The organism is Thauera sp. WH-1 (assembly GCF_047806685.1).
In the GTDB taxonomy this organism is placed as follows: domain Bacteria; phylum Pseudomonadota; class Gammaproteobacteria; order Burkholderiales; family Rhodocyclaceae; genus Thauera.
The window spans coordinates 61702-81911 of sequence record NZ_JBLQGP010000014.1; the positions used below are offsets into that span (position 1 = coordinate 61702).

Genomic DNA, 20210 nt, shown 5'->3' on the forward strand with positions numbered 1-20210 from the left:
GCGGCAGGCGCGGGGCGGTGGGCGAAGGCTCACCGCCCCGTTGCCTTGTGGGCCGGCAGACGCACGCGCACGCAGGTGCCGCGGCCGTCCGGCCCATCGGCGATGTCGATCTGCCCACCGTGACCCCGCACGATCTCGCGTGCGATCGACAGACCGAGACCGCTGCCGCTGGCGGCGTTGAGCTGACCGTCGGCGGCGTGGCGGTAGAAGCGCTCGAAGACCCGCTCGCGCACCGCCTGCGGGATGCCGGGGCCGTCGTCGCTGACCTCGAGCACGACCTCGTCGCCCGTGCTCGCGCAGCGCAGCGTGACGCTGCCGCCGGCGCGGCCATACTTGAGCGCGTTGTCCATCAGGTTGGCGATGAGCTCCTGCAGCAGGGTCGGATCGCCCTCGACCGCCACCGCCTCGCGCTCGATGCCGAGGTCGATGCCGCGTTCGTCCGCCAGCCGCAGCCAGTCCTCCACCATGTCATCGATCAGCGCCGACAGCTCGACCGGCGCCGCATGGGCGACCAGGCGCTCGCTCGCCTCGGCGCGCGCCAGCGCCAGGAGCTGGTTGGCGAGACGGGTGACCCGTGCCACCGACTGGCGCAGGCGGGCGCGGGCGGCGGCATCGAGGGGCTTCGATTCGAGCAGTTCGAGCTGCATCTGCAGGCCGGCAAGCGGTGTGCGCAGCTGATGGGCGGCGTCCTGCAGGAATTCGCGCTGCAGCGCGTTGGCTGCGCGCAGCCGTGCGAGCAGGCCATTGAGTGCAAGGACCAGCTCATGGATCTCGCTCGGCACGTCCGCCGGGTCGATCGGCGACAGGTCGGTGCCGGAGCGCGCCCGCAACGAGGCTTCGAGCCGCCCGAGCGGCGCCAGGCCGCTCGGGATGCCGAAGCGGGCGCCGGTTATGGCGGTGAGCAGCAGCAGCAGGGCGGCGGAGGCGAAACCGAACAGCAGCTTGTCCATGGCCTCGGTGCGTTTGCCCAGCGTCTCGGCCACCAGCACGTAGAAGCCGGCCGCCGCGTGCTCGCGATACAGGCGCACGGCGCGGATCGGCTCGCCCCGATGGACGAGATCCCGGAACTGTGGGCGGCTGGGCGTCAGCCTTGCTGCAGGCGCGGGGTCGCTGTCGAGCGGCTGGTAGGGCACGGGCAGGCTCGAGGCGCTGCCGCCGTCGTCAAACAGCGGGAGATCGGCGTCGCCGCCGAGCAGGCGGCCATGGCGATCGCGTACGCGGAAGAAGATGCGGTCCTGGATGTCGGTGCGCAATACCACTTCGGCCTCTGGCGAGAGCGTCAGCGCGAGTCCGCCCGGGGTCGGTCGCACATGGGTGGCGATGCCGTGGGCGAGATTGAGCAGGCTGCGGTCGTAGGCGTCGCGCACGACCATCTTGGCCGTGCCATAGGCGACGGCGCCCGCCAGTACCAGCAGCAGCACGGTGGGCGCGGCCAGCGCATTGAGCAGGGTACGGCGAAGGCTAGTCTGCACCGCCGGGCCGCTCGCGGATGCGCTCGAGGCGGTAGCCGAAGCCGCGTACGGTGCGGATCACCAGGCCGGCGGACTCCAGTCGCGGGCGCAGGCGCGAGATGCAGACCTCGAGCGCGTTGCCGCTGCCCTCGCCCTGCAACTGCTCGCGCGTGACGGTGCGGCCGTCGGCGCGCACCAGGGTTTCGAGCACGTCCCATTCCCGCCCGCTGAGCGGCAGCGGGGCCCCGTCGAGCTCGGCGAGGCGGCCGTCGATGTCGAGCACCAGGGCGCCGAAGCTGAGTGCCGGCGCGGCCGCGTGCCCGCCGCGGCGCTGGACCGCGCGCATGCGTGCGCTCAGTTCGGCCAGCTCGAAAGGCTTGACCAGATAATCGTCGGCGCCGAGGTCGAGGCCGTAGATGCGGTCGTCGAGGGCGTCGCGCGCGGTGATCAGGATCACCGGCAGGCGCTGGCCCCGCTTGCGGATGCGGCGCACCACCTCGTAGCCACCGAGGCCGGGCAGGCCAACGTCGATCAGGACGAAATCGAACCCGTCCTCCTGCAGGCGGCGGTCTGCCTGCATGCCGTCATGCTCGACGCAGACCGCGTCGCCCTGGCCGCGCAGGAACTCGGCGATGCCGTCGGCCAGCGTGGGGTCATCCTCGACCAGCAGCAGCTTCATGATCCGGTTTCCTCGTTCCAGGGCCAGCGGTGAGGCCATTCCGATCACGTCGCCGCCGTGCCGCCAATACTAGCGCGGCCGTGCCTGCCTTGCATCGCGACGAGGGCGAAGCTCCGACGAGGGCGCGGGGCGATCATCAGGCGGTCGCGATTCCACGCCACGGGCAGGGCCCCGGCTGGGCGCGGTGCCCGCGTCAGCTACAGGAACAGGGCCTCGACCGCGGCCGTCTCGCGCCGCCCGATCGCGTGGGCGTGCGCCTGCAGCCAGGTATCGGCGCGCGCCCGGCCGAGGTCGCGCAACTGCAGCAGGAAGCCGCTGGTGGCGTTGAGCTTGCTTGCCGAGCCGGCGTCGCCGAGCTCGGTGGCTTCGATGAGGTGGAAGCGCTGCCCCATCAGCTTGCGCTCCAGGCGACCGCGCAGCCAGGCCGGCGCGTCGCTGGCGATGAAGCGCCGGGCATGGGCGACCATGCGCATCTCGCGCAGGAAGGTGGTGGAAAAGCCGAGCTCCATGCTGCGCGCGGCGATGTCGTCGGCGCTGCGCGGGGCATCGTCGCGCTGCAGCGGGTTCAACAACACCATCAGCACGTCCGGCGTGCTGCATTCGTACAGCAACGGGTAGACCGCCGGGTTGGCGGTGAAACCGCCGTCCCAGTAGTACTCGCCGTCGATCTCGACCGCGTGATGCAGGGTGGGCAGGCAGGCCGAGGCCAGCAACGCCGCCTCGCTGAGCTCGGCGGTGTGGAACAGCCTGACCTTGCCGGTGCGCACCACGGTGGCGGCGATGAAGAGCTTGATCGGGCAGTCGCGGCGCAGGCGCTCGAAGTCGAACTGCGCGCGCACGACGTCGCGCAGCGGGTTGAGCTCGAAGGGGTTGAACTGATAGGGCGAGAACATGCGCGTGAGCCCCAGCATCATGCTCATCGGCGCCGGCAGGCCGCCGTCGGCGGCGCCGTTGAGCGTGTGCAGCAGTTCGAGGTGAAAGGGAACGCTGGCGCCCACCGCCTCCCAGAATCCGGCCAGTGCCGCGCGTGCGCCGTCGGCACCGTCCACGGTCCAGCCATGGGCCAGCGCCACCGCGTTCATCGCCCCGGCGCTGGTGCCGCTGATGCCGTCTATGCGGATGCCGTGCTCGAGCAGGCGGTCGAGCACGCCCCAGGTATAGGCGCCATGGGCGCCGCCGCCCTGCAGCGCGAGGCTGAGGGTGGGCGGGTGGGCTCCATTGTTCTTGCGTGGCCACGGCAAGCGAAACATGGCGTGATCCTCCGTGTCTGGCCGGGTGGGCGCTGCCGATGCAGGGCGCGCGCCGGCCCGGGTTATGTTGCAATGCACAATCCAGAGTATCACGCGGGTTTCGTTACAGGCGCGCGCACATGTTTCACGATGCGATCGTGCCGGTGAGCAGCGGCGTATCATCATGCGGTCACCGTTTCCGTCCGGGGCGGCGCTGCCATCCCGGCCATTCGCATGCCGCAGACCCTGCCCCTCGAAGTGCCCCTGGACGCTGCCCAGATCGAAGCGCTGCTGATCGCGACCGGCATCGGCCTGCTGATCGGCCTCGAGCGCGAGCGGGTGCCCTCGGCCCGCGCCGGCCTGCGCACCTTCGCCCTGGTGGGCATGTTCGGCGCCCTGGTGACCCTGCTCAGCCAGCAGATCGGCAGCTTCGCGCCCTTCGTCGCCGGGCTGGTGATCGTCGCGGTGATGATCATCGCCGCCTACCTGCGGCATCCCGACCCCACCGACCCGGGCACGACCTCGGTGGCGGCGATGGTGCTGTGCTACTGCCTGGGCGCCGCGACCTGGCTCGGCCATGCCCAGCTGGCCGTCATGCTCGCGGTGGCGACCACGGTGCTGCTCTACTTCAAGGCCCAGCTGCGCGGAATCGCCAGCCGGCTCGGCAGCCGCGACTGGATCTCGATCCTGCAGTTCGGCGTGCTGTCGCTGGTGATCCTGCCCATCCTGCCGAACGAGGAGTTCGGCCCCTATGGGGCGCTCAACCCGCACCAGGTGTGGCTGATGGTGGTGCTGATCGCCGGCGTCGGGCTGGCGGGCTACGCCGCGCTGCAGATCGCGGGCGCGCGTTACGGCGCGGTGTTCGTCGGCATCTTCGGCGGCCTGGCCTCGAGCACCGCCACCACGCTGCTGTATGCGCGCCAGGCCCGCGAACTGCCCGCCATGGCGCCGATGGCAGCGCTGGTGATCGTGCTCGCGAACCTGGTGATGGTGCTGCGCATCGGCGTCATCTCCGCGCTGGTTGCGCCGCCGGTCCTTGCGGCGCTGGCGGCGGTGCTGCTGCCCGCGCTGGCGCTGGGCCTGCTCGCCTGCTTCTGGCACTGGCGGCAACTGCTCGAGCGCAGCCAGCCGGTGCTGCCTGCGACCAGCAACCCGACCGAGCTCAAGACGGCGCTCGGCTTTGGCGGCCTTTATGCGCTGGTACTGCTGTGTGCGGCGTGGCTGTCGGATTACGCCGGCAACCGTGGCCTGTATGTGCTCGCCCTGGTGTCGGGCCTGACCGATGTCGACGCCATCTCGCTGTCCAGTCTGCGGCTGTTCTCGCTCGGCCGGCTGGAGCTGTCGCCGACCGTGATCGCGATCGTGCTCGCGATGCTCGGCAACCTCGGCTTCAAGCTCGGCATGGCGGCGGTGATCGGGGGCCGCGCGCTGGCGCTGAAGGCGGTGGTCGGCATGGGGGCAGTGGCCCTCGGGCTGCTCGCCGGCATGGGCTGGGCGCTGCTGCGTGCAGGCGCGGGCTGAACTCGGCGCGCCGCGCCCGCTCTGATCAACATCGACTCTCCCGAGTCCGCTGCGGACACCTACGTGAAGACCACCCGGCTCCTGATCCTTGGCCTCGTCGGCCTGCTGAGCGTCTCCTTCGGCCTCAGCCTGGCCAATGACCCGCGCCCCGCCAGCGGCGAGGAGCGCAGCTGGCGCACCGCCGCGCGCCATTCGTCGGGCATCGCCCCCGATCCGGTGCAGCTTGCAGACACCGCCATCGTGCAGGTCTATGCCGCGCCCACCTACGGCTGGCGCGGCTACTTCGCCGTCCATCCCTGGATCATCTACAAGCGCGCCGGCGACACCGCCTACACCCGCTTCGACGTCATCGGCTGGGGGGGCGCGAACGTGGTTCGGCGCAACTACGCGCTACCCGACGGGCTGTGGTTCGGCGCCATGCCGGCGGTGCTGGTCGATCACCGCGGCGCCCATGTCGAGGCCATGATCGACGACATCGAGGCGGCGATCGCCCGCTACCCCCATGCCGACGAATACCGCAGCTATCCGGGTCCGAACAGCAACACCTTCCTCGCCCACATCGGCCGCGAAGTGCCGGCGCTGCGCCTCGACCTGCCGGCCAACGCCATCGGCAAGGACTACCGCCCCGCCAGCCGCCCGCTCGGCCTGTCGCCGTCGGGCTCGGGCGTGCAGCTGTCGCTGCTCGGCCTGCTCGGGCTGAGCGTGAGCGTCCAGGAAGGCATCGAGTTCAATCTGCTCGGCCTCAACTTCGGGGTGGACTTCAACCGCCCGGCGCTGCGCCTGCCGGCGATCGGCCGGGTCGGGCTGGACGACGCGGCGAGTTCGGACGGCGCGACTGGAGAACGGCGCTGAGCCGGCGCGACCCGCTGCTTCAAGTCAGCTCCAGGCTGCGCCCGTTCCAGAACGCCTGGTCCGGAATCTCGCCGATGCCGGCCAGGGCGTTGTCGGCCATGTGCTCCGGCCGGCTGGTGCCGGGGATGGCGCAGCTCACGGCGGGGTGGGCGAGGACGAACTTCAACAGCAGCTGGGCCCAGCTGGTGGCGCCGATGTCGGCCGCCCAGGGCGGCAGCGGGCGCTCGCGCAGGCGGCGCAGCAGGCCACCGCCACCGAAGGGGCGGTTGATCAGCACCGCCATGCCCCGCTCGGCCGCCAGCGGCAGGATGCGGCGCTCGGCCTCGCGCTCGTCGAGCGAGTAGTTGATCTGCAGGAAGTCGAGCGGCTCGGCGCGCATCACGGCCTCGAGCGCGTCGTAGGCGCCGGCGGTGTAGTGGGTGACGCCGAGGTAGCGCACCCGCCCGGCGGCCTTCCAGTCGCGCAGGGTGGCGAGCTGGGTCTGCCAGTCGACCAGGTTGTGCACCTGCATCAGGTCGAGGCGCTCGACCTGCAGGCGGCGCAGGGATTCCTCCATCTGGCGGATGCCCTCGGCGCGGCCGCGCGTCCACACCTTGGTGGCGACAAAGGCCTTGTCGTGGCTGCCGGCCGCCGCGAGCAGTGCGCCGGTGACCGCTTCGGCGCGGCCGTACATCGGCGAGCTGTCGATCACCGCGCCGCCGGCGCCGAACAAGGCCTGCAGCACATCGGGCAGGCGCTGGTACTGCTCGCTGTCGCGGGCGACGTCGAAGCCGATGTAGGTGCCGCAACCGATCACCGGCAAGGGCTCGCCCGTGACGGGGATGGGGCGGGTATGCATGGTCGGGGTGGGGCGGGGCAGGGTAGTGGCGTCGCTTGCGGGCGTGGCGCGCGCTGGGGCGCCGATGACGAGGCCGGCCGCGCTGGCGGCGGCCAGGCGCAGGAAGCGGGCCCGGCTCATCGAGGGGGGAGGGTCGGGTGGCAAGGGTGTCGGGTTCATGGGGCCTCCGTGCGTGTGCGGGTTGCGCGGCGCTGGCCGTGGCGCGCCACGATGTGACCCGCAGGCGGTCGCCGAGTGCCCGCGCCCTGCCGCCGCGACGGCTGCGGTGTGGTGGCGCCCAGATGGGGCCGATGACGTCGGCGTTCGCCGCTGCCGGCCGTCCGGTGCTCGACTACAATCCGGGACAGGACGTGCACAGGATGCGGATGACGGCCGGGTAACCCCCGAAGGGAGCGGGTACATGAATGGTTCGAGCACGGCGGGCGCCGGACGCGGTGCGGATGAGGCCGGTCCGCGACTGGACGTCTTCATCAGCTACGCCCACATCGACAATCAGCCCCTGCTGGCCGACGTGCCGGGCTGGGTGACGGTGTTCCACGAAGCGCTGCAGCAATTGCTGAGCCGCTTCAAGGGCAGCGCCGCCCTCATCTGGCGCGACCCCAAGCTCGCCGGCAACGACGTGTTGTGGCAGGAGATCGAGGCCCGCGTCGCCGAGGCCGCGGTGCTGGTGTCGGTGCTCAGCCCGCGCTATGTCAGCTCGCCCTCGTGCGCGCAGGAGATCGAGGCCTTCTGCCGCCAGGCCGAGCGCAGCGGCGGCCTCGTCATCGACCACAGCGCGCGCGTGTTCAAGGTCATCAAGACGCCGATCGAGGGCGAGCAAGGCCTGCCACCGATCGTGAGCGAGCTGCTCGGCTACGAGTTCTTCCGCCTCGATGCGGACCAGACGCCGCTCGAGCTCGACCCCGTGTTCGGCCCGGAGGCGCGCGAGGAATTCCTGCGCAAGGTGAACAAGGTCGCCTGGGACATCAAGCGCCTGCTCGACCAGCTGCGCCGCGTGGCCGCGGACGCGTCACCGGCCGCGGGCGCAAAGCCGGTCGTCTACCTGGCCGAATGCAGTCGCGACCGGCGCGACGAACGCGAGGTCATCGAGGCAGAGCTCAAGCGCCTGGGCCATGTCGTGCTGCCCGACCGCCAGCTGCCGACCGACGAGGCCGACTACGTGGCGGCGGTCGATGCGCTGCTCGCGCGCAGCGCCTTCTCCATCCACCTCATCGGCGATGGCTATGGGCTGGTGCCGGACGGGCCGGGCGACAAGTCGATCGTCGTGCTGCAGAACGAGCGCGCCGCCGCGCACTTCGGCGCCGGACGCATCCGCCGCCTGATCTGGCTGCCGGCGGACATCCGTGCCGAGCAGGCCGCGCAGCAGGTCTTCATCGACGAACTGCACGCGAGCGCCGCGGCGCAGGCCGGCGCCGATCTGCTGACCGGCGACCTCGAGGCGCTCAAGGGGGCGCTGCGAAGCCACCTCAAGCGCATCGAGCAGGACACGCAGCCCGCTTCCGGCGCGGCCGCGGAGCAGGGCGCGGCGCGGCGGGTGTTCCTGGTGTGCGAGGCGCGCGACCGGCTCGCGGTGGTGCCCCTGCTCAAGGCCCTGCGTGCGCGCGGCTACGAGGTGAGCCTGCCCTTGTTCACGGGCGATGCCGCCGCGCTGCGGCAAGCCTTCGCGGAGCAGGCGGCCGCGGCCGGGCGCGTGATCCTGTACTACGGGGCGGGCGACGAGGCGTGGAAGTACCACCAGCTCAACGAGCTGCGCAAGGCGCGTGGCCGTGCCGACAGCGGCCCGGATGCGGGCTGCGGCCTCTGGCTGGCGCCGCCGGCGACCGATGACAAGACCTTGTTGCAGACGCTCGCGGAGCCGGGCACGGGCGATGGCCTGGGAGGCGAGCTCGAGACCGTGCTCGATGGCCTGCTGGCGCGGCTGGCGCCGACCGGAGAGGCGCCATGAACGACCGCGCCGCGCCGCGGGCGGCCAACCCCTATCCCGGCCTGCGCCCCTTCCTCGAGCACGAGGAGCACCTGTTCTTCGGCCGCGAGCACCAGGTCGACACCATGGCCGACCGCCTGAGCCTGACGCATTTCCTCGCCGTGGTGGGCAGCTCGGGCTCGGGCAAGTCCTCGCTGGTCAACTGCGGCCTGCGTCCGGCCCTGCATCGGGGCCTGATTGCGGCCGCGGGCTCGGCCTGGCGGGTGGCGCAGTTCCGCCCCGGCCAGGCGCCCATCCGCGCGCTGGCGCAGGCGCTGGCCGCGCCTGGGGTGCTGCACGATGGCGTGCCGGACGGCCCGTTCAGCGCAGCCGAGATGGTCGAGGCCACGCTGCGCATGAGCAGCCTCGGCCTCGTCGATGTGTTCGAGCAGGCCAGGCTTGCGGCGGGCACCAACCTGCTCGTCGTCGCCGACCAGTTCGAGGAGCTGTTCCGCTATCGGGCGGTGGCCGAAGCCGGCCAGAGCGGTGGGCAGCAAGGCGCGCAACGGCTCGGGGAGGAAGCGACCGCCTTCGTCAATCTGCTGCTCGCGGTCGCCGAGCTGCGCCCGCCGGGCGTGTATGTGGTGCTGACCATGCGCTCGGACTTCCTCGGCGATTGCGCCCAGTTCCCTGGCCTGCCCGAGGCGATCAACCAGGGTCAGTACCTCGTACCGCGCATGAGCCGTGACGAGCGGCGGCGCGCGATCGAGGGGCCGGCCCTGATGCAGGGCGCGCGCATCGATCCGGTGTTGCTCACCCGGCTGGTCAACGACGTGGGCGACCTGCCCGACCAGCTGTCGCTGCTGCAGCACGCGCTCAACCGCAGCTGGGCGCGCTGGCAGGCCGACACCAGCGGCCGCGGTGCCATCGGCCTGGCGCATTACGAGGCGGTCGGTTCGATGGCGCAGGCGCTCGACCAGCACGCCGACGAGGCCTTCGGCCGTCTCGGCAGCGTGGCGCTGCAGGAGCTTGCCGAGCGGGTGTTCAAGGTCCTCACCGACTGCGGCACGGACGCGCGCGGCGTGCGCCGGCCGACCCGGCTCGACGCCTTGTGCGCGCTCGCGGAGGCGGCGGAGGACGATGTGCGTGTCGTCATCGAGGTGTTCCGCGCGCCGGAGTGCTGCTTCCTGATGCCACCGGCCGGCGAGCCGCTGAACGCCGACACCGTGATCGACATCTCGCATGAGAGCCTGATGCGGGTGTGGCGGCGCCTGCGTGGCTGGGCCGACGAGGAGGCGCGCTCGGCAGGCAACCTGCGCCGCCTGGCGCAGACCGCGACCCTGCATGACGAAGGCGGGGCTGACCTGCTGCGCGACCCGGAGCTGCAGATGGCACTCAACTGGCGCGCGCGGCAGCGTCCCAATCCGAGCTGGGCCGCGCAGTACGGTGTGCGGCTCGAGCATGTGATGGGCTTTGTCGACGCCAGCGCCGCGGCGCGCGAGGCCGAGCGCGTCGCCAGGCAGCGGGTGCACGCGCGTCGCACCGTGCTGACCGCGCTCGCCTTCGTCGCCGTCGCGGCAGTCGCGGGCTTTTACATCTACAGCGAGCGCCAGTTGCAGGCCGCGCTGGCCACCGCCGAGTACGAGCGTGCGCGGGCTGAGGAGCTTCAGCAGGCGCTCGAGCAGTTCATGGCGCGCAGCGTGCCACCGGCGGCGTATGCGGCCCCGACGTCGCCCGACACCGAAGCGGCGTCGGGACCGGTGAGCGCAAGCCCGGCCCCGCCGCCGCCGGCGGCGGCCTCCGTCGGGGCGATGCCGTCCAGCCGGCCGCTGGCGCGGCCGGCACCTGCGCCGCAGCCTGCGCCCGCGCTGCAGCGCGAGCTCACGGCGGCCGAACTCGGCCGCATCATGCCGGCCCTGGCGGCCGACCGCCGGGCCAGGTGGGCCGAGGTGCTGAACCGGGCGATGGCCGAATTCGACATCGGCACGGCGCGGCGCCAGGCGGCCTTCCTGTCGCAGGTGGCGCAGGAGACGACGCAGCTGCGCTACCTGCAGGAGCCGTGGGGCCCCAACGCGCAGCAGCTGCGCTACGAGCCGCCGTCCTCGCTCGCCGCCGCGCTCGGCAATGTCGAAGCGGGCGACGGCGAGCGCTATCGCGGCCGTGGTCTGATCTGGATTACCGGCCGTGCCAATTACCAGCGCTTCGGCGCCGCGGTGGGCGTAGACCTCGTCGCTCGGCCCGAACTGGCGGCGACGCCGGAAGTGGCGGCACGGACCGGCGCCTGGTTCTGGCAGTCGCGCGGGCTCAACGAGCTGGCCGATGCGGAAGACATCGCCGGCATCACCCGCCGCATCAGCGGTGGCACGCGTGACGTGGACCTGCGGCAGGGCCTGTACCGGCAGGCGCTGGCCGTGCTCGGCGGCTGAGTCGATGACCGGGCGCGGGGTGTCCGCGCTCAGGCACGCTCCGCCCTGACCTGCGCGGCGAAGGCCAGCGCATCGGGCAGGAAGTCGAAGAAATCCGCTTCGAAGCCGGCGTAATCCGCGAGCAGCTCCGCCCCCGCGCCAGCGAGCGGATTGGGGGCGCGCAGGCGGTGTGCCGCCATGCGATCGAGCGCCAGCGCCACGGTGGCGGCGTCGCCGTAGCTTGCCAGCCAGTCGTGCGCGGCCATGCGCTCGAACACCGGCACGAAGGCGGCGGGCAGCGGCTCGGGGTGGGTGTCGATGAGGCGGTAGGTTTCGGCGGTGAATGCGGTCAGCGACGCGCCGGACCGGGCGGCGTTCGCGGGCCAGCGCGCGCTGACCGCGTCCCAATGACGGGCGAGGAAGTGGTCGTAGAACAGGTCGACCATGATGCCGGCGACGCGCCGTCGCGCCGCGCTGACCCGGCCTCGGCTGCGGCGGAAGGCCGGATGCGTGTCGGCGAAGCTGTCGATGCGTCGGTGCAGGCGCACGCCCTCGGCCAGCGCCGGGCCGAGGCCGGGCGGCAGCGGGTCGAGCAGGCCCTTGACGAAGTCGCCGGCGACGCCGCCGACGCGGTCGGCGGCGATCGGTCCGGCAAGGAAGGCGTGGGCGAGGTAGTTCAAGGCAGGGCGCGCGATGGGGCTTAAGCGTGTACTAGCTCCGTTCGCCCTTCGCCGCCAGGTAGATGCCCGCAAGCAGCAGGCTGAAGCCCACGAACTGCAGCGGCGCGAAGCCCTCGCTGAAAATGAGGAAGGCCAGCAGCGCACTCACCACCGGCTCCCCCAGGGTCACCACCGCGACGAAGGTGGCCGACACGTAGCGCAGCGACCAGTTGTAGGCGGTGTGGCCGAGCAGCTGCGGGCCCAGCGCCATCGCCAGCAGCAACAGCCAGGCCGGGCCCGACAGCGCGAACAGCTCGACGCCGCCGGCGCCGCTGGCCGCGAACAGGAACAAGGCCGCCGCGCCGTAGGCCAGCCAGATGTAGGCCGGCAGGCCCAGCCCGGCGCGCAGCCGGCGACCGATCAGCAGATAGGCCGAGAAGCACCAGCTGCCGGCGAGCGCCAGCAGGTTGCCGAGCATCGGCTGGCTGCCGGCGCTCGCGCTCTGGCTGTCGCTCCAGAAGATGAACAGGCTGCCGGCGAAGGACAGGGCGATGCCGCCGAGCATCATCCGCGTCGGCGTCTCGCGGAAGATCAGGAAGGAGGCGAGGCCGATCCACAGCGGGTTGGTGGTGACCAGCGCGGTGCTCGAGGCCACCGAGGTGTATTCCAGCGAGCTGATCCACGCGGCGAAATGCAGCGCGAGGAAGAGGCCGGCGGCGAGCGCCAGCCCGAGCTGGCGCCGGCTCAGTCGCGCCAGCTCGCGGTGCGACTGCATCAGCGCGAGCGGCGTGATGATGATCGCCGCCAGCCCCAGCCGCCAGGTCGCGACGGCAAGCGAACTCACCTGCTCGGCCTGCGCCAGGCGGGCGAAGATGGCGCCGAGGGAGACGGCGATGAGGCCGATGCCGAGGACGACGAAGGGCAGCCAGCGGGCGGGTTGGGCGGTGTGGGACATGGGCTGGTGCGGGGCGGGGGAGGGCCGCGGATTGTCGCCGATCAGGCGTGGCCGCCCTCCAGATACGCCGCCCGCACCTCCGGGCTCGCCAGCAGCTCCGCCCCGCTGCCGGCCAGCGTGATCTCGCCGTGCTGCAGCACGTAGCCGCGGTCGGCCACGCGCAGGGCCTGGTTGGCGTTCTGTTCGACGAGCAGGATGGTCATGCCGTGGTCGCGGTTGAGCTCGCGGATGATCTGGAACACCTTGCGGATGTAGATCGGCGCCAGCCCCAGCGAGGGCTCGTCGAGCAGCAGCAGCTTGGGCCGGCTCATCAGCGCGCGGCCGATGGCGAGCATCTGCTGCTCGCCACCGGACAGCGTGCCGGCGCGCTGGGCCTGGCGCTCGTCGAGGATGGGGAACATCGCGAACACGCGCGCGATGTCGGCGGCGTAGTTGGCGGGGTCGGCGTGGGCCGTGCCCATCTGCAGGTTCTCGATCACCGTCATGCGCGGGAAGAGGCGCCGGCCTTCGGGCACCAGGGCGATGCCGCGGCGGGCGATCTCGTGGGTGTGGACGCGGGTGATGTCCTCGCCGTCGAACACGATGCGCCCGGCGCTGGCCTTGGGGTTGCCGAACAGGCTCATCATCAGCGTCGATTTGCCGGCGCCGTTGGCGCCGATCAGGGTGACGATCTCGCCGACCTGGACCTCGACGTCGATGCCGCGCAGCGCGTGGATGTGGCCGTAATGGGCGTGCACGCCCTCCATCGTGAGCATCATGCCGGCTGACTCCCTTTCTGCTCGCCCTGCACCGCCAGGCCTTCCTCGGCGAGCTTCGCCGCGATCGCGGCTTCGGCTTCCTCCTCGTCCTCGCCGAGATAGGCCTTGATCACCTCGGGATCGTTCCTGACCATTTCCGGCGTGCCCTCGGCGATCTTGCGCCCGTAGCTGATCACGCCGATGTGGTCGGACACGTTCATCACCACGCTCATGTCGTGCTCGATGAGCAGGATCGCGATGCCGAGCTCGCCGCACAGGTAAAGCAGCAGCTCGTTGAGCTCCGCCGACTCGCGCGGGTTGAGGCCGGCGGCCGGCTCGTCCAGGCACAGCAGCACCGGGTCGACGCACAGCGCGCGCGCGATCTCGATGCGGCGCTGGATGCCGTAGGGCAGGTCGCCGGCGGCGTGATCGGCAAGGTGGGTGAGCTTGAGACGCTCGAGCCACATCGCCGCCCGCTCCACCGCCTGGCGCTCGGCCGAGACGTAGCCCGGCAGCTTGAACAGGCCGGCGATCGAGAACTTCGAGGCGCGCTGCAGTACGTTGTGCTGGGCGACGATGAGGTTCTCCAGCACCGTCATCTTCGGGAACAGGCGGATGTTCTGGAAGGTGCGCACCACCTGGGCGTCGCGCGCGACGCGGTGGCTGGGCAGCTTCTCCAGCAGCATCTCGCCGTGCCGGGGGTGGGTGAGAAGCAGGGTGCCGGTCGTCGGCTTGTAGAAGCCGGTGAGGCAGTTGAACAGCGTGGTCTTGCCGGCGCCGTTGGGGCCGATGATGCCGGTGATCCTGCCGGCCGGCACCTCCAGCGACAGGTCGTCGATCGCGGTCAGGCCGCCGAAGCGCATGGTCAGCTTGCGCACCGACAGCAGGGTGGCAGGCGCGTTCATCGCACCATCTCCCCGCCGGCGGCGGCCGGCTGCGAGCGCTGCAGGGGCTTGAGGCGCACCGTCGGTTCGCGGTGCGACAGCAGGCCGCCGGGCTTCCACACCATGATCAGCACCATCGCGGCGCCGAACAGCAGCATGCGGTACTCGGCGAAATTGCGCCCGAACTCGGGGATCAGCACCAGCAGGGTGGCGGCCAGCACCACGCCCATCTGCGAGCCCATGCCGCCGAGCACGACGATGGCGAGGATGATCGCCGACTCGGTGAAGGTGAAGCTCTCGGGCGAGATGAAGCCCTGGCGCGCGGCGAAGAACACCCCGGCAAAGCCGCCCAGCATGGCGCCGATGGCAAAGGCCGAGAGCTTGATGTTGGTGGTGTTCATGCCCATCGCCTTGCAGGCGATCTCGTCCTCGCGCAGCGCCTCCCAGGCGCGGCCGACCGGCAGCCGGCGTAGCCGCGACACGAACACGTGGGTCAGCAGGGCCAGCACCAGGATCAGGTAGTAGAGGAAGATCAGCCGGTGCATGGCCGAGAATTCCAGCCCGAAGAAGCTGGCGAAGCTGTGCCCGCCCTCGGGCGCGCTGCGGGTGAACTCGAGGCCGAAGAAGCTCGGCCGCGGGATCGAGCTGATGCCGTTGGGGCCGCCGGAGAACTCGGTCCAGTTCACCAGGATCACGCGGATGATCTCGCCGAAGCCCAGGGTGACGATGGCCAGGTAGTCACCGCGCAGGCGCAGGATGGGGTAGCCGAGCAGGATGCCGAAGCTGGCGGCGAGCGCGCCGGACACCGGCAACGCCTCCCAGAAGCCCCAGCCGTACTGGGTGGACAGCAGCGCGTAGGAGTAGGCGCCGACCGCGTAGAAGGCGACATAGCCGAGGTCGAGCAGGCCGGCCAGGCCCACCACCACGTTCAGGCCCCAGCCCAGCATCACGTAGATCAGCACCGTGGTGGCGGTGTCCACCACGTAGCGGTTGTCGGAATACACGATCGGCAGCGCGATCGAGGCGCCAAGTGCGATCCAGCCCAGCACGCTGACCACGCGCTGCGCGCCGTGGGCGCGGTCGGCCGCGGTGGCGGTGCTGCGCTGGTCGCGCGCGAGTTTGCGGTTGCGCATCTGGTCGATGCCCCAGCGCAGCGCCAGGCGCCCGGCGAACACGGCGGCGATGAAGACCGCGAGCAGGCCGAAGCGGGTGTCGACCGCCAGCCGGCCGCCCACGTCCACCGTGGTCAGGCCGATCAGCGGGACGCCGAGGATGAGGCCGACGAAAGCCACCCAGCCGGCGTCGCGCAGGCGCTCGGCGGGGGTCATCGCATGGCGGGCGAAGACGACGGCGCTCATCACACTTTCTCCACTTCAGGCCGGCCGAGCAGGCCGGAGGGGCGCAGCATCAGCACCAGGCACAGGATGCCGAAGGTGGCGACGTCCTTGTATTCCGCCCACAGGTAGGCGGCCCAGAAGGACTCGATGAGCCCGATCAGCAGCCCGCCCAGCATCGCCCCCGGCAGCGAGCCGATGCCACCCAGCACCGCGGCGGTGAAGGCCTTGATGCCGGCGAGAAAGCCGATGAAGAAGTCCACCACGCCGTAATACACGGTGACCATTACCCCCGCGACCGCGGCCAGCGCCGCACCGAGCATGAAGGTCAGCGAGATGGTGCGGTCCACATTGACGCCGAGCAGCGCGGCCATGGTGCGGTCCTGCTCGCAGGCGCGCTGCTGGCGGCCGAAGGGGGTCTGGGTGATCATCCAGGTGAAGGCGCTCATCAGGATCACCGTGGTGACGATGATCAGCATCTGGCTCCAGCCGATCTGCACCGTGAAGCCCGGCGCGTCCCACAGCACCACGCCGCCCTCGAGCACCGGCGGGATGGGCTTGACGCGCGCGCCCTGGGTGAGTTGCACGCTGTTCTGCAGGAAGATCGACATGCCGATCGCGGAAATCAGCGGCGCCAGCCGGGTCGAGCCGCGCAGCGGGCGGTAGGCGGCGCGCTCGACCGCCCAGCCGTAGGCCGAGGTGAAGAAGATCGACACGATCAGCACGAAGGTGAGCGCGAGCGGGATCGAGGTCACGTCGGCCGCGGCGAGGATCGTGAACGCGGTGACCGCGATGAACGCGCTCACCATGAAGATGTCGCCATGGGCGAAGTTGATCATGCCGATGATGCCGTACACCATCGTGTAGCCGATGGCGATCAGGCCGTACATGGCGCCGAGCGTGAGCCCGTTGATCAGTTGCTGGAGGGCGTAGGCCACGATGTCTCCCGTGGAGGCAGGAGGGCGCCCGCGCCGGTGTGGCCGCTGCGGGAGCCCGATGCCGTCTTGTCGTTTGCTTCCGTGCTCGCCGCGCGCCTTGTGGGCGGGCGGCGAGCGCTGTCCCGGACAGGCCGGCGCGGTCGATTACTGCGCGTAGTCGTACTGGCCGCCCTGCCAGCGGTAGACCACGAAGCCGGGCGCCTTCTGGTCGCCCTTGGCGTCGAAGGACAGCTCGCCGATCACGGTCTTGAAGTTGCCCGCACGCATGGCCTTTTCGAGGTCAGCGTATTTGGTGCTGTTGGCCGCGGTGGCGGCCTGCTCGAAGAGCTGCATGGCCGCGTAGGCGTAGAGCACGTAGCCCTCGGGCTCGACCTTGGCGGCGCGGAACTTCTCCACCACCGGCGCCGCGTCCGGATTCTTGCGCGGGTCGGGCGAGAACGTGAACATGACGTTGTCGGCGGCCGCGCCGGCGGCGGTGACGAGCTCGGAGTTGGTCATGGTGTCGCCGCCCATCACCGTGAGCTGCAGGCCGGCGGCCTGGGCCTGGCGCAGGATCAGCGCGACCTCGGTGTGGTAGCCGCCATAGGCCATGACCTCGACGCCGGCCTGCTTGAGCTTGGTGACCAGGCCGGAGTAGTCCTTCTCGCCTGCGGTGATCGCCTCGCGCAGCGTGGGCTTGAGGCCCTTGCCTTCCATCGCCTTGGCCATCTCGTCGGCCAGGCCCTTGCCGTAGGCGCTCTTGTCGTCGACCACGGCGACCTTCTTGCCGGCAAAGTTCTCGGCGATGTAGCTGCCCGCCACCAGGCCCTGCTGGTCGTCACGCCCCATGATGCGGAAGATGTTATCCAGGCCGCGCTCGGTCACCTGCGGGTTGGTCGACACCGTGGCCATCAGGATGTCCGACTCGTTGTAGACCTCGGAGGCCGGGATGGTCGAGCTCGAGCACCAGTGGCCGTGCATGAACGCGATCTCCTTGTTGACCATGGTGTTGGCCACCGACACCGCCTGCTTCGGATCGCAGGCGTCGTCACCGACTTCGAGCACCAGCTTCTCGCCGAGCACGCCGCCACGGGCGTTGATGTCGGCGATCGCCATCTCCGCACCCTTGCGGATCTGATCGCCGGCCGAGGCGTACTGGCCGGTCATCGGGCCGGCGATGGCGACCGAGAGGTCGGCCAGGGCGGCGCTGGAGAAGCCGCCGAGGGCGAGGACGGCAGTGGCGAGCAGGGTCTTTTTCATGAAACGTCTCCTTCGTGGCTGTGTGTTGTTTGCGTGTGCTTCATGGCGCAGGACTGCGGCTTGTCGATGGCGGCCACCGTACGGTGCCGTTTGCGCCCGACAAAGGTAAGCGAATTTTTCCGTCTTGCCATCCGTGCTGCCCCTAGCTGTGTGATCGCGGTCCGGGTCGGGGCGGCTGGGGAGCGCGCCCCGGGGCATTTTTGCGACGCGGCCGGTGGGCTCGCAGGCGGTGTCCGGGGGGCTTGGTGTAACATTCCGGCCAAAGCTTTTGCCCCTGCCAGTCCGGCGGCGGGCCCTCCCGAGAGACACCATGGTCCCGCACCTCACTACCGCACTTACCGGCCCCCTGCTCGAGCTCGAGCGCCAGTTCCTCGACAACGCCTGCGACATCGAAAAGTGGTTCCGCACCCAGTGGCAGGATCACATGCCGCCCTTCTACGGCTCGACCGACCTGCGCAACTCCGGCTTCAAGCTGGCGCCGGTCGACCTCAACCTGTTTCCCGGCGGCTTCAACAACCTCAACGACGCCTTCATGCCGCTGTGCGTGCAGGCGGCGCAGGCGGCGATCGAGCGCATCTGCCCGGACGCCAGCAAGCTGCTGCTGATCCCGGAGAACCACACCCGCAACCAGTTCTACCTGCAGAACGTGGCCAAGCTGGTGTCGATCCTGCGCCTGACCGGGCTGGACGTGCGCCTCGGCAGTCTGCTGCCCGAAATCGCCGAGCCCACCGTGCTCGAGCTCGCCAACGGCGCTCGGCTGACGCTGGAGCCGTTGCGCCGCAGTGGCAGCCGCGTCGGTCTCGACAACTTCGACCCCTGCGCGGTGCTGCTCAACAACGACCTCTCGGCCGGTGTGCCCGAGGTGCTCAGGGGGCTCGACGAGCAGTGGCTGATCCCGCCGCTGCACGCCGGCTGGCATTCGCGCCGCAAGTCGAAGCATGCCGCCGCCTATGACCGCGTCGCGCGCGCCTTCGCCGAAGAGATCGGCATCGACCCGTGGCGCATCAACCCCGAGTTCGGCGTGTGCGGCGAGATCAACTTCCAGGAGCGCACCGGCGAGGAGTGCCTGGCGGCGCAGGTCGATTCGCTGCTCACCCGCATCCGCGCCAAGTACAAGGAGTACGGCGTCAGCGACCAGCCCTTCGTGGTGGTCAAGGCCGACGCCGGCACCTATGGCATGGGTGTGATGACGGTCAAGGACGCCTCCGAGGTGGTCGGCCTCAACCGCCGCCAGCGCAACAAGATGGCGGTGGTCAAGGAAGGCCTGCAGGTGCAGGAGGTGATCATCCAGGAGGGTGTGCACACCTTCGAGACGGTCGAGGAAGGCGTCGCCGAGCCGGTGGTCTACATGATGGATCACTACGTGGTGGGCGGCTTCTACCGCGTCCACACCGAGCGCGGCCGCGACGAGAACCTCAATGCGCCGGGCATGCACTTCAAGCCGCTCGCCTTCGACACCAGCGGCACCATGCCCGACGCCGCCCAGGGGCCGGACGCACCGCCGAACCGTTTCTATGCGTACGGCGTGGTCGCGCGGCTGGCCCTGCTGGCGGCCTCGGTCGAGATCGAGGAGACCGCACCGGTCGAGGCCGACGAGGTCGCGGCATGAGTCGTGCCCTGCGCCTGGCCTTCATCCTCGACCCGCTCGACGGCCTCAAGGCCTACAAGGATTCGAGCATCGCCATGATGCGGGCGGCCGCGGCCCGCGGTCACGCGGTGTGGACGATGCAGCGCGGCGCGCTGAGCTGGCGCGACGGCGCCGTTGTCGCCCGCACGCTGCCGATCCGGCTGCTCGCCGACGACGCGCGCTGGTTCGAGCCGGCGGGCGCAGAGCAGGCGCAGTCTCTGGCGGACTTCGATGCGGTGCTGATGCGCCAGGATCCGCCCTTCGACTTCGAGTACGTCACCGCCACCTGGCTGCTGGAGGACGCGATGCAGGCCGGCGCCCGGGTGTTCAACAATCCGCGCGCGATCCGCGACCACTCCGAGAAGCTGGCGATCACCGAGTTCCCGCAGTTCATGGCGACCTCGCTGGTGGCGCGCGATGCGGTGGACCTCAACGCCTTCATCGACGAGCTCGGCGACGTCATCCTGAAGCCGCTCGACGGCATGGGCGGCAGCCAGATCTTCCGCGTCCGCAAGGACGACCCCAACCGCAACGTCATCATCGAGACGCTCACCGAGGAAGGCCGCCGTACGATCATGGCGCAGCGCTACCTGGCGCAGATCGCCGAGGGCGACAAGCGCGTGCTGATCATCGGCGGCGAGGTCGTGCCCTTTGCGCTGGCGCGCATCCCCCAGGCCGGCGAGACGCGCGGCAACCTCGCCGCCGGCGGCCGCGGCGTCGCCATGCCGCTCACCGCGCGCGAGCGCGAGATCGCCGAGTACCTTGCCCCCATCCTGTGGCAGCGCGGGCTGCTGATCGTGGGGCTGGACGTGATCGGCGGCCACCTTACCGAGATCAATGTCACCAGTCCTACCTGCATGGTCGAGATCGCCGCCCAGCAGGGCTTCGATGTCGCGGGGCTGGTCATCGACAAGCTGGAGCAGGCTTGCGCCTAGGCGCGGGAGATATGACGGCAAATA

Annotated in this window: 17 protein-coding genes; 6 read left to right on the forward strand and 11 right to left on the reverse strand. The window is 70.6% G+C overall.

Annotated features, from left to right (window positions below):
• Nucleotides 1–29: 29 nt before the first annotated feature.
• From ACMV5O_RS14250 to ACMV5O_RS14260, 3 genes are all read right to left on the reverse strand, one after another.
• On the reverse strand, nt 30–1472 hold the full coding sequence (locus ACMV5O_RS14250) for a sensor histidine kinase N-terminal domain-containing protein (RefSeq protein ID WP_416164072.1): 1443 nt from the start codon (nt 1470–1472) through the stop codon (nt 30–32).
• On the reverse strand, nt 1462–2130 hold the full coding sequence (locus ACMV5O_RS14255) for a response regulator transcription factor (protein WP_324543769.1): 669 nt from the start codon (nt 2128–2130) through the stop codon (nt 1462–1464). Before ACMV5O_RS14255 ends, ACMV5O_RS14250 begins: the two co-directional genes overlap by 11 nt.
• 197 nt (nt 2131–2327) lie before the next feature.
• Complete coding sequence (locus tag ACMV5O_RS14260; protein WP_324543771.1) at nt 2328–3380, reverse strand: patatin-like phospholipase family protein; 1053 nt, start codon at nt 3378–3380, stop codon at nt 2328–2330.
• Between the two features lie 213 nt (nt 3381–3593).
• Here ACMV5O_RS14260 and ACMV5O_RS14265 point away from each other — a divergent pair, with 213 nt between their 5' ends.
• Together ACMV5O_RS14265 and ACMV5O_RS14270 are read left to right on the forward strand one after the other, a co-directional pair.
• Entirely contained in the window at nt 3594–4880 is a 1287-nt protein-coding gene (locus ACMV5O_RS14265) for an MgtC/SapB family protein (protein WP_324543773.1), read from the forward strand.
• Between the two features lie 63 nt (nt 4881–4943).
• Nucleotides 4944–5732 (forward strand): DUF3750 domain-containing protein, encoded by a 789-nt coding sequence (locus ACMV5O_RS14270; protein WP_416164073.1) that lies wholly within the window; start codon nt 4944–4946, stop codon nt 5730–5732.
• A 19-nt stretch (nt 5733–5751) separates the two neighbouring features.
• Here the strand turns inward: ACMV5O_RS14270 and ACMV5O_RS14275 are convergent, their stop codons facing one another.
• The gene (locus tag ACMV5O_RS14275; protein WP_416164074.1) at nt 5752–6729 is read right to left on the reverse strand and encodes an aldo/keto reductase; all 978 of its coding nucleotides are present in this window, start codon (nt 6727–6729) and stop codon (nt 5752–5754) included.
• 241 nt (nt 6730–6970) lie between these two features.
• Here ACMV5O_RS14275 and ACMV5O_RS14280 point away from each other — a divergent pair, with 241 nt between their 5' ends.
• Together ACMV5O_RS14280 and ACMV5O_RS14285 are read left to right on the forward strand one after the other, a co-directional pair.
• Nucleotides 6971–8515 (forward strand): TIR domain-containing protein, encoded by a 1545-nt coding sequence (locus ACMV5O_RS14280; protein ID WP_416164075.1) that lies wholly within the window; start codon nt 6971–6973, stop codon nt 8513–8515.
• Nucleotides 8512–10899: a glycoside hydrolase family 19 protein gene (locus ACMV5O_RS14285; RefSeq protein ID WP_416164076.1), complete on the forward strand. Its 2388-nt coding sequence runs from the start codon at nt 8512–8514 to the stop codon at nt 10897–10899. Before ACMV5O_RS14280 ends, ACMV5O_RS14285 begins: the two co-directional genes overlap by 4 nt.
• A 29-nt stretch (nt 10900–10928) precedes the next feature.
• Here ACMV5O_RS14285 and ACMV5O_RS14290 read toward each other — a convergent pair whose 3' ends face one another.
• The 7 genes from ACMV5O_RS14290 to ACMV5O_RS14320 form a co-directional block, all read right to left on the reverse strand.
• Entirely contained in the window at nt 10929–11558 is a 630-nt protein-coding gene (locus tag ACMV5O_RS14290; RefSeq protein ID WP_416164077.1) for an ACP phosphodiesterase, read from the reverse strand.
• 31 nt (nt 11559–11589) lie between these two features.
• Complete coding sequence (locus ACMV5O_RS14295) at nt 11590–12492, reverse strand: DMT family transporter (RefSeq protein WP_416164078.1); 903 nt, start codon at nt 12490–12492, stop codon at nt 11590–11592.
• Nucleotides 12493–12533: 41 nt separating this feature from the next.
• Nucleotides 12534–13247 carry an ABC transporter ATP-binding protein gene (locus ACMV5O_RS14300; RefSeq protein ID WP_416164126.1) on the reverse strand — a complete coding sequence of 238 codons (714 nt, stop codon included), beginning with the start codon at nt 13245–13247 and terminating at the stop codon, nt 12534–12536.
• Nucleotides 13247–14134: an ABC transporter ATP-binding protein gene (locus tag ACMV5O_RS14305; protein WP_416164079.1), complete on the reverse strand. Its 888-nt coding sequence runs from the start codon at nt 14132–14134 to the stop codon at nt 13247–13249. Before ACMV5O_RS14305 ends, ACMV5O_RS14300 begins: the two co-directional genes overlap by 1 nt.
• Nucleotides 14131–15471 carry a high-affinity branched-chain amino acid ABC transporter permease LivM gene (gene livM / locus ACMV5O_RS14310; protein WP_416164080.1) on the reverse strand — a complete coding sequence of 447 codons (1341 nt, stop codon included), beginning with the start codon at nt 15469–15471 and terminating at the stop codon, nt 14131–14133. The genes ACMV5O_RS14305 and livM overlap by 4 nt, the downstream gene beginning before the upstream one ends.
• A complete protein-coding gene (locus ACMV5O_RS14315; RefSeq protein WP_416164081.1) occupies nt 15471–16385 on the reverse strand; it encodes an ABC transporter permease subunit in 915 nt (304 codons plus the stop codon). Before ACMV5O_RS14315 ends, livM begins: the two co-directional genes overlap by 1 nt.
• 144 nt (nt 16386–16529) lie before the next feature.
• On the reverse strand, nt 16530–17624 hold the full coding sequence (locus ACMV5O_RS14320; protein ID WP_416164082.1) for a branched-chain amino acid ABC transporter substrate-binding protein: 1095 nt from the start codon (nt 17622–17624) through the stop codon (nt 16530–16532).
• A gap of 310 nt (nt 17625–17934) precedes the next feature.
• On the opposite strand from ACMV5O_RS14320, the gene gshA reads away from it, so the two are divergent.
• A complete protein-coding gene (gshA, locus tag ACMV5O_RS14325) occupies nt 17935–19233 on the forward strand; it encodes a glutamate--cysteine ligase (protein WP_416164083.1) in 1299 nt (432 codons plus the stop codon).
• Nucleotides 19230–20186, forward strand: coding sequence for a glutathione synthase (gshB, locus tag ACMV5O_RS14330; RefSeq protein WP_416164084.1), 957 nt, complete (start codon nt 19230–19232; stop codon nt 20184–20186). Before gshA ends, gshB begins: the two co-directional genes overlap by 4 nt.
• The last annotated feature ends 24 nt before the right edge of the window (nt 20187–20210 follow it).

Coding starts and splice junctions, on each gene's coding strand:
- ACMV5O_RS14305 (WP_416164079.1), bottom strand. CDS start 14,134: ATGAACGCGCCTGCCACCCTGCTGTCGGTGCGCAAGCTGACCATGCGC.
- ACMV5O_RS14280 (WP_416164075.1), top strand. CDS start 6,971: ATGAATGGTTCGAGCACGGCGGGCGCCGGACGCGGTGCGGATGAGGCC.
- ACMV5O_RS14265 (WP_324543773.1), top strand. CDS start 3,594: ATGCCGCAGACCCTGCCCCTCGAAGTGCCCCTGGACGCTGCCCAGATC.
- ACMV5O_RS14295 (WP_416164078.1), bottom strand. CDS start 12,492: ATGTCCCACACCGCCCAACCCGCCCGCTGGCTGCCCTTCGTCGTCCTC.
- gshA (WP_416164083.1), top strand. CDS start 17,935: ATGGTCCCGCACCTCACTACCGCACTTACCGGCCCCCTGCTCGAGCTC.
- gshB (WP_416164084.1), top strand. CDS start 19,230: ATGAGTCGTGCCCTGCGCCTGGCCTTCATCCTCGACCCGCTCGACGGC.
- ACMV5O_RS14300 (WP_416164126.1), bottom strand. CDS start 13,247: ATGCTCACGATGGAGGGCGTGCACGCCCATTACGGCCACATCCACGCG.
- ACMV5O_RS14260 (WP_324543771.1), bottom strand. CDS start 3,380: ATGTTTCGCTTGCCGTGGCCACGCAAGAACAATGGAGCCCACCCGCCC.
- ACMV5O_RS14320 (WP_416164082.1), bottom strand. CDS start 17,624: ATGAAAAAGACCCTGCTCGCCACTGCCGTCCTCGCCCTCGGCGGCTTC.
- ACMV5O_RS14255 (WP_324543769.1), bottom strand. CDS start 2,130: ATGAAGCTGCTGCTGGTCGAGGATGACCCCACGCTGGCCGACGGCATC.
- ACMV5O_RS14285 (WP_416164076.1), top strand. CDS start 8,512: ATGAACGACCGCGCCGCGCCGCGGGCGGCCAACCCCTATCCCGGCCTG.
- livM (WP_416164080.1), bottom strand. CDS start 15,471: ATGAGCGCCGTCGTCTTCGCCCGCCATGCGATGACCCCCGCCGAGCGC.
- ACMV5O_RS14275 (WP_416164074.1), bottom strand. CDS start 6,729: ATGAACCCGACACCCTTGCCACCCGACCCTCCCCCCTCGATGAGCCGG.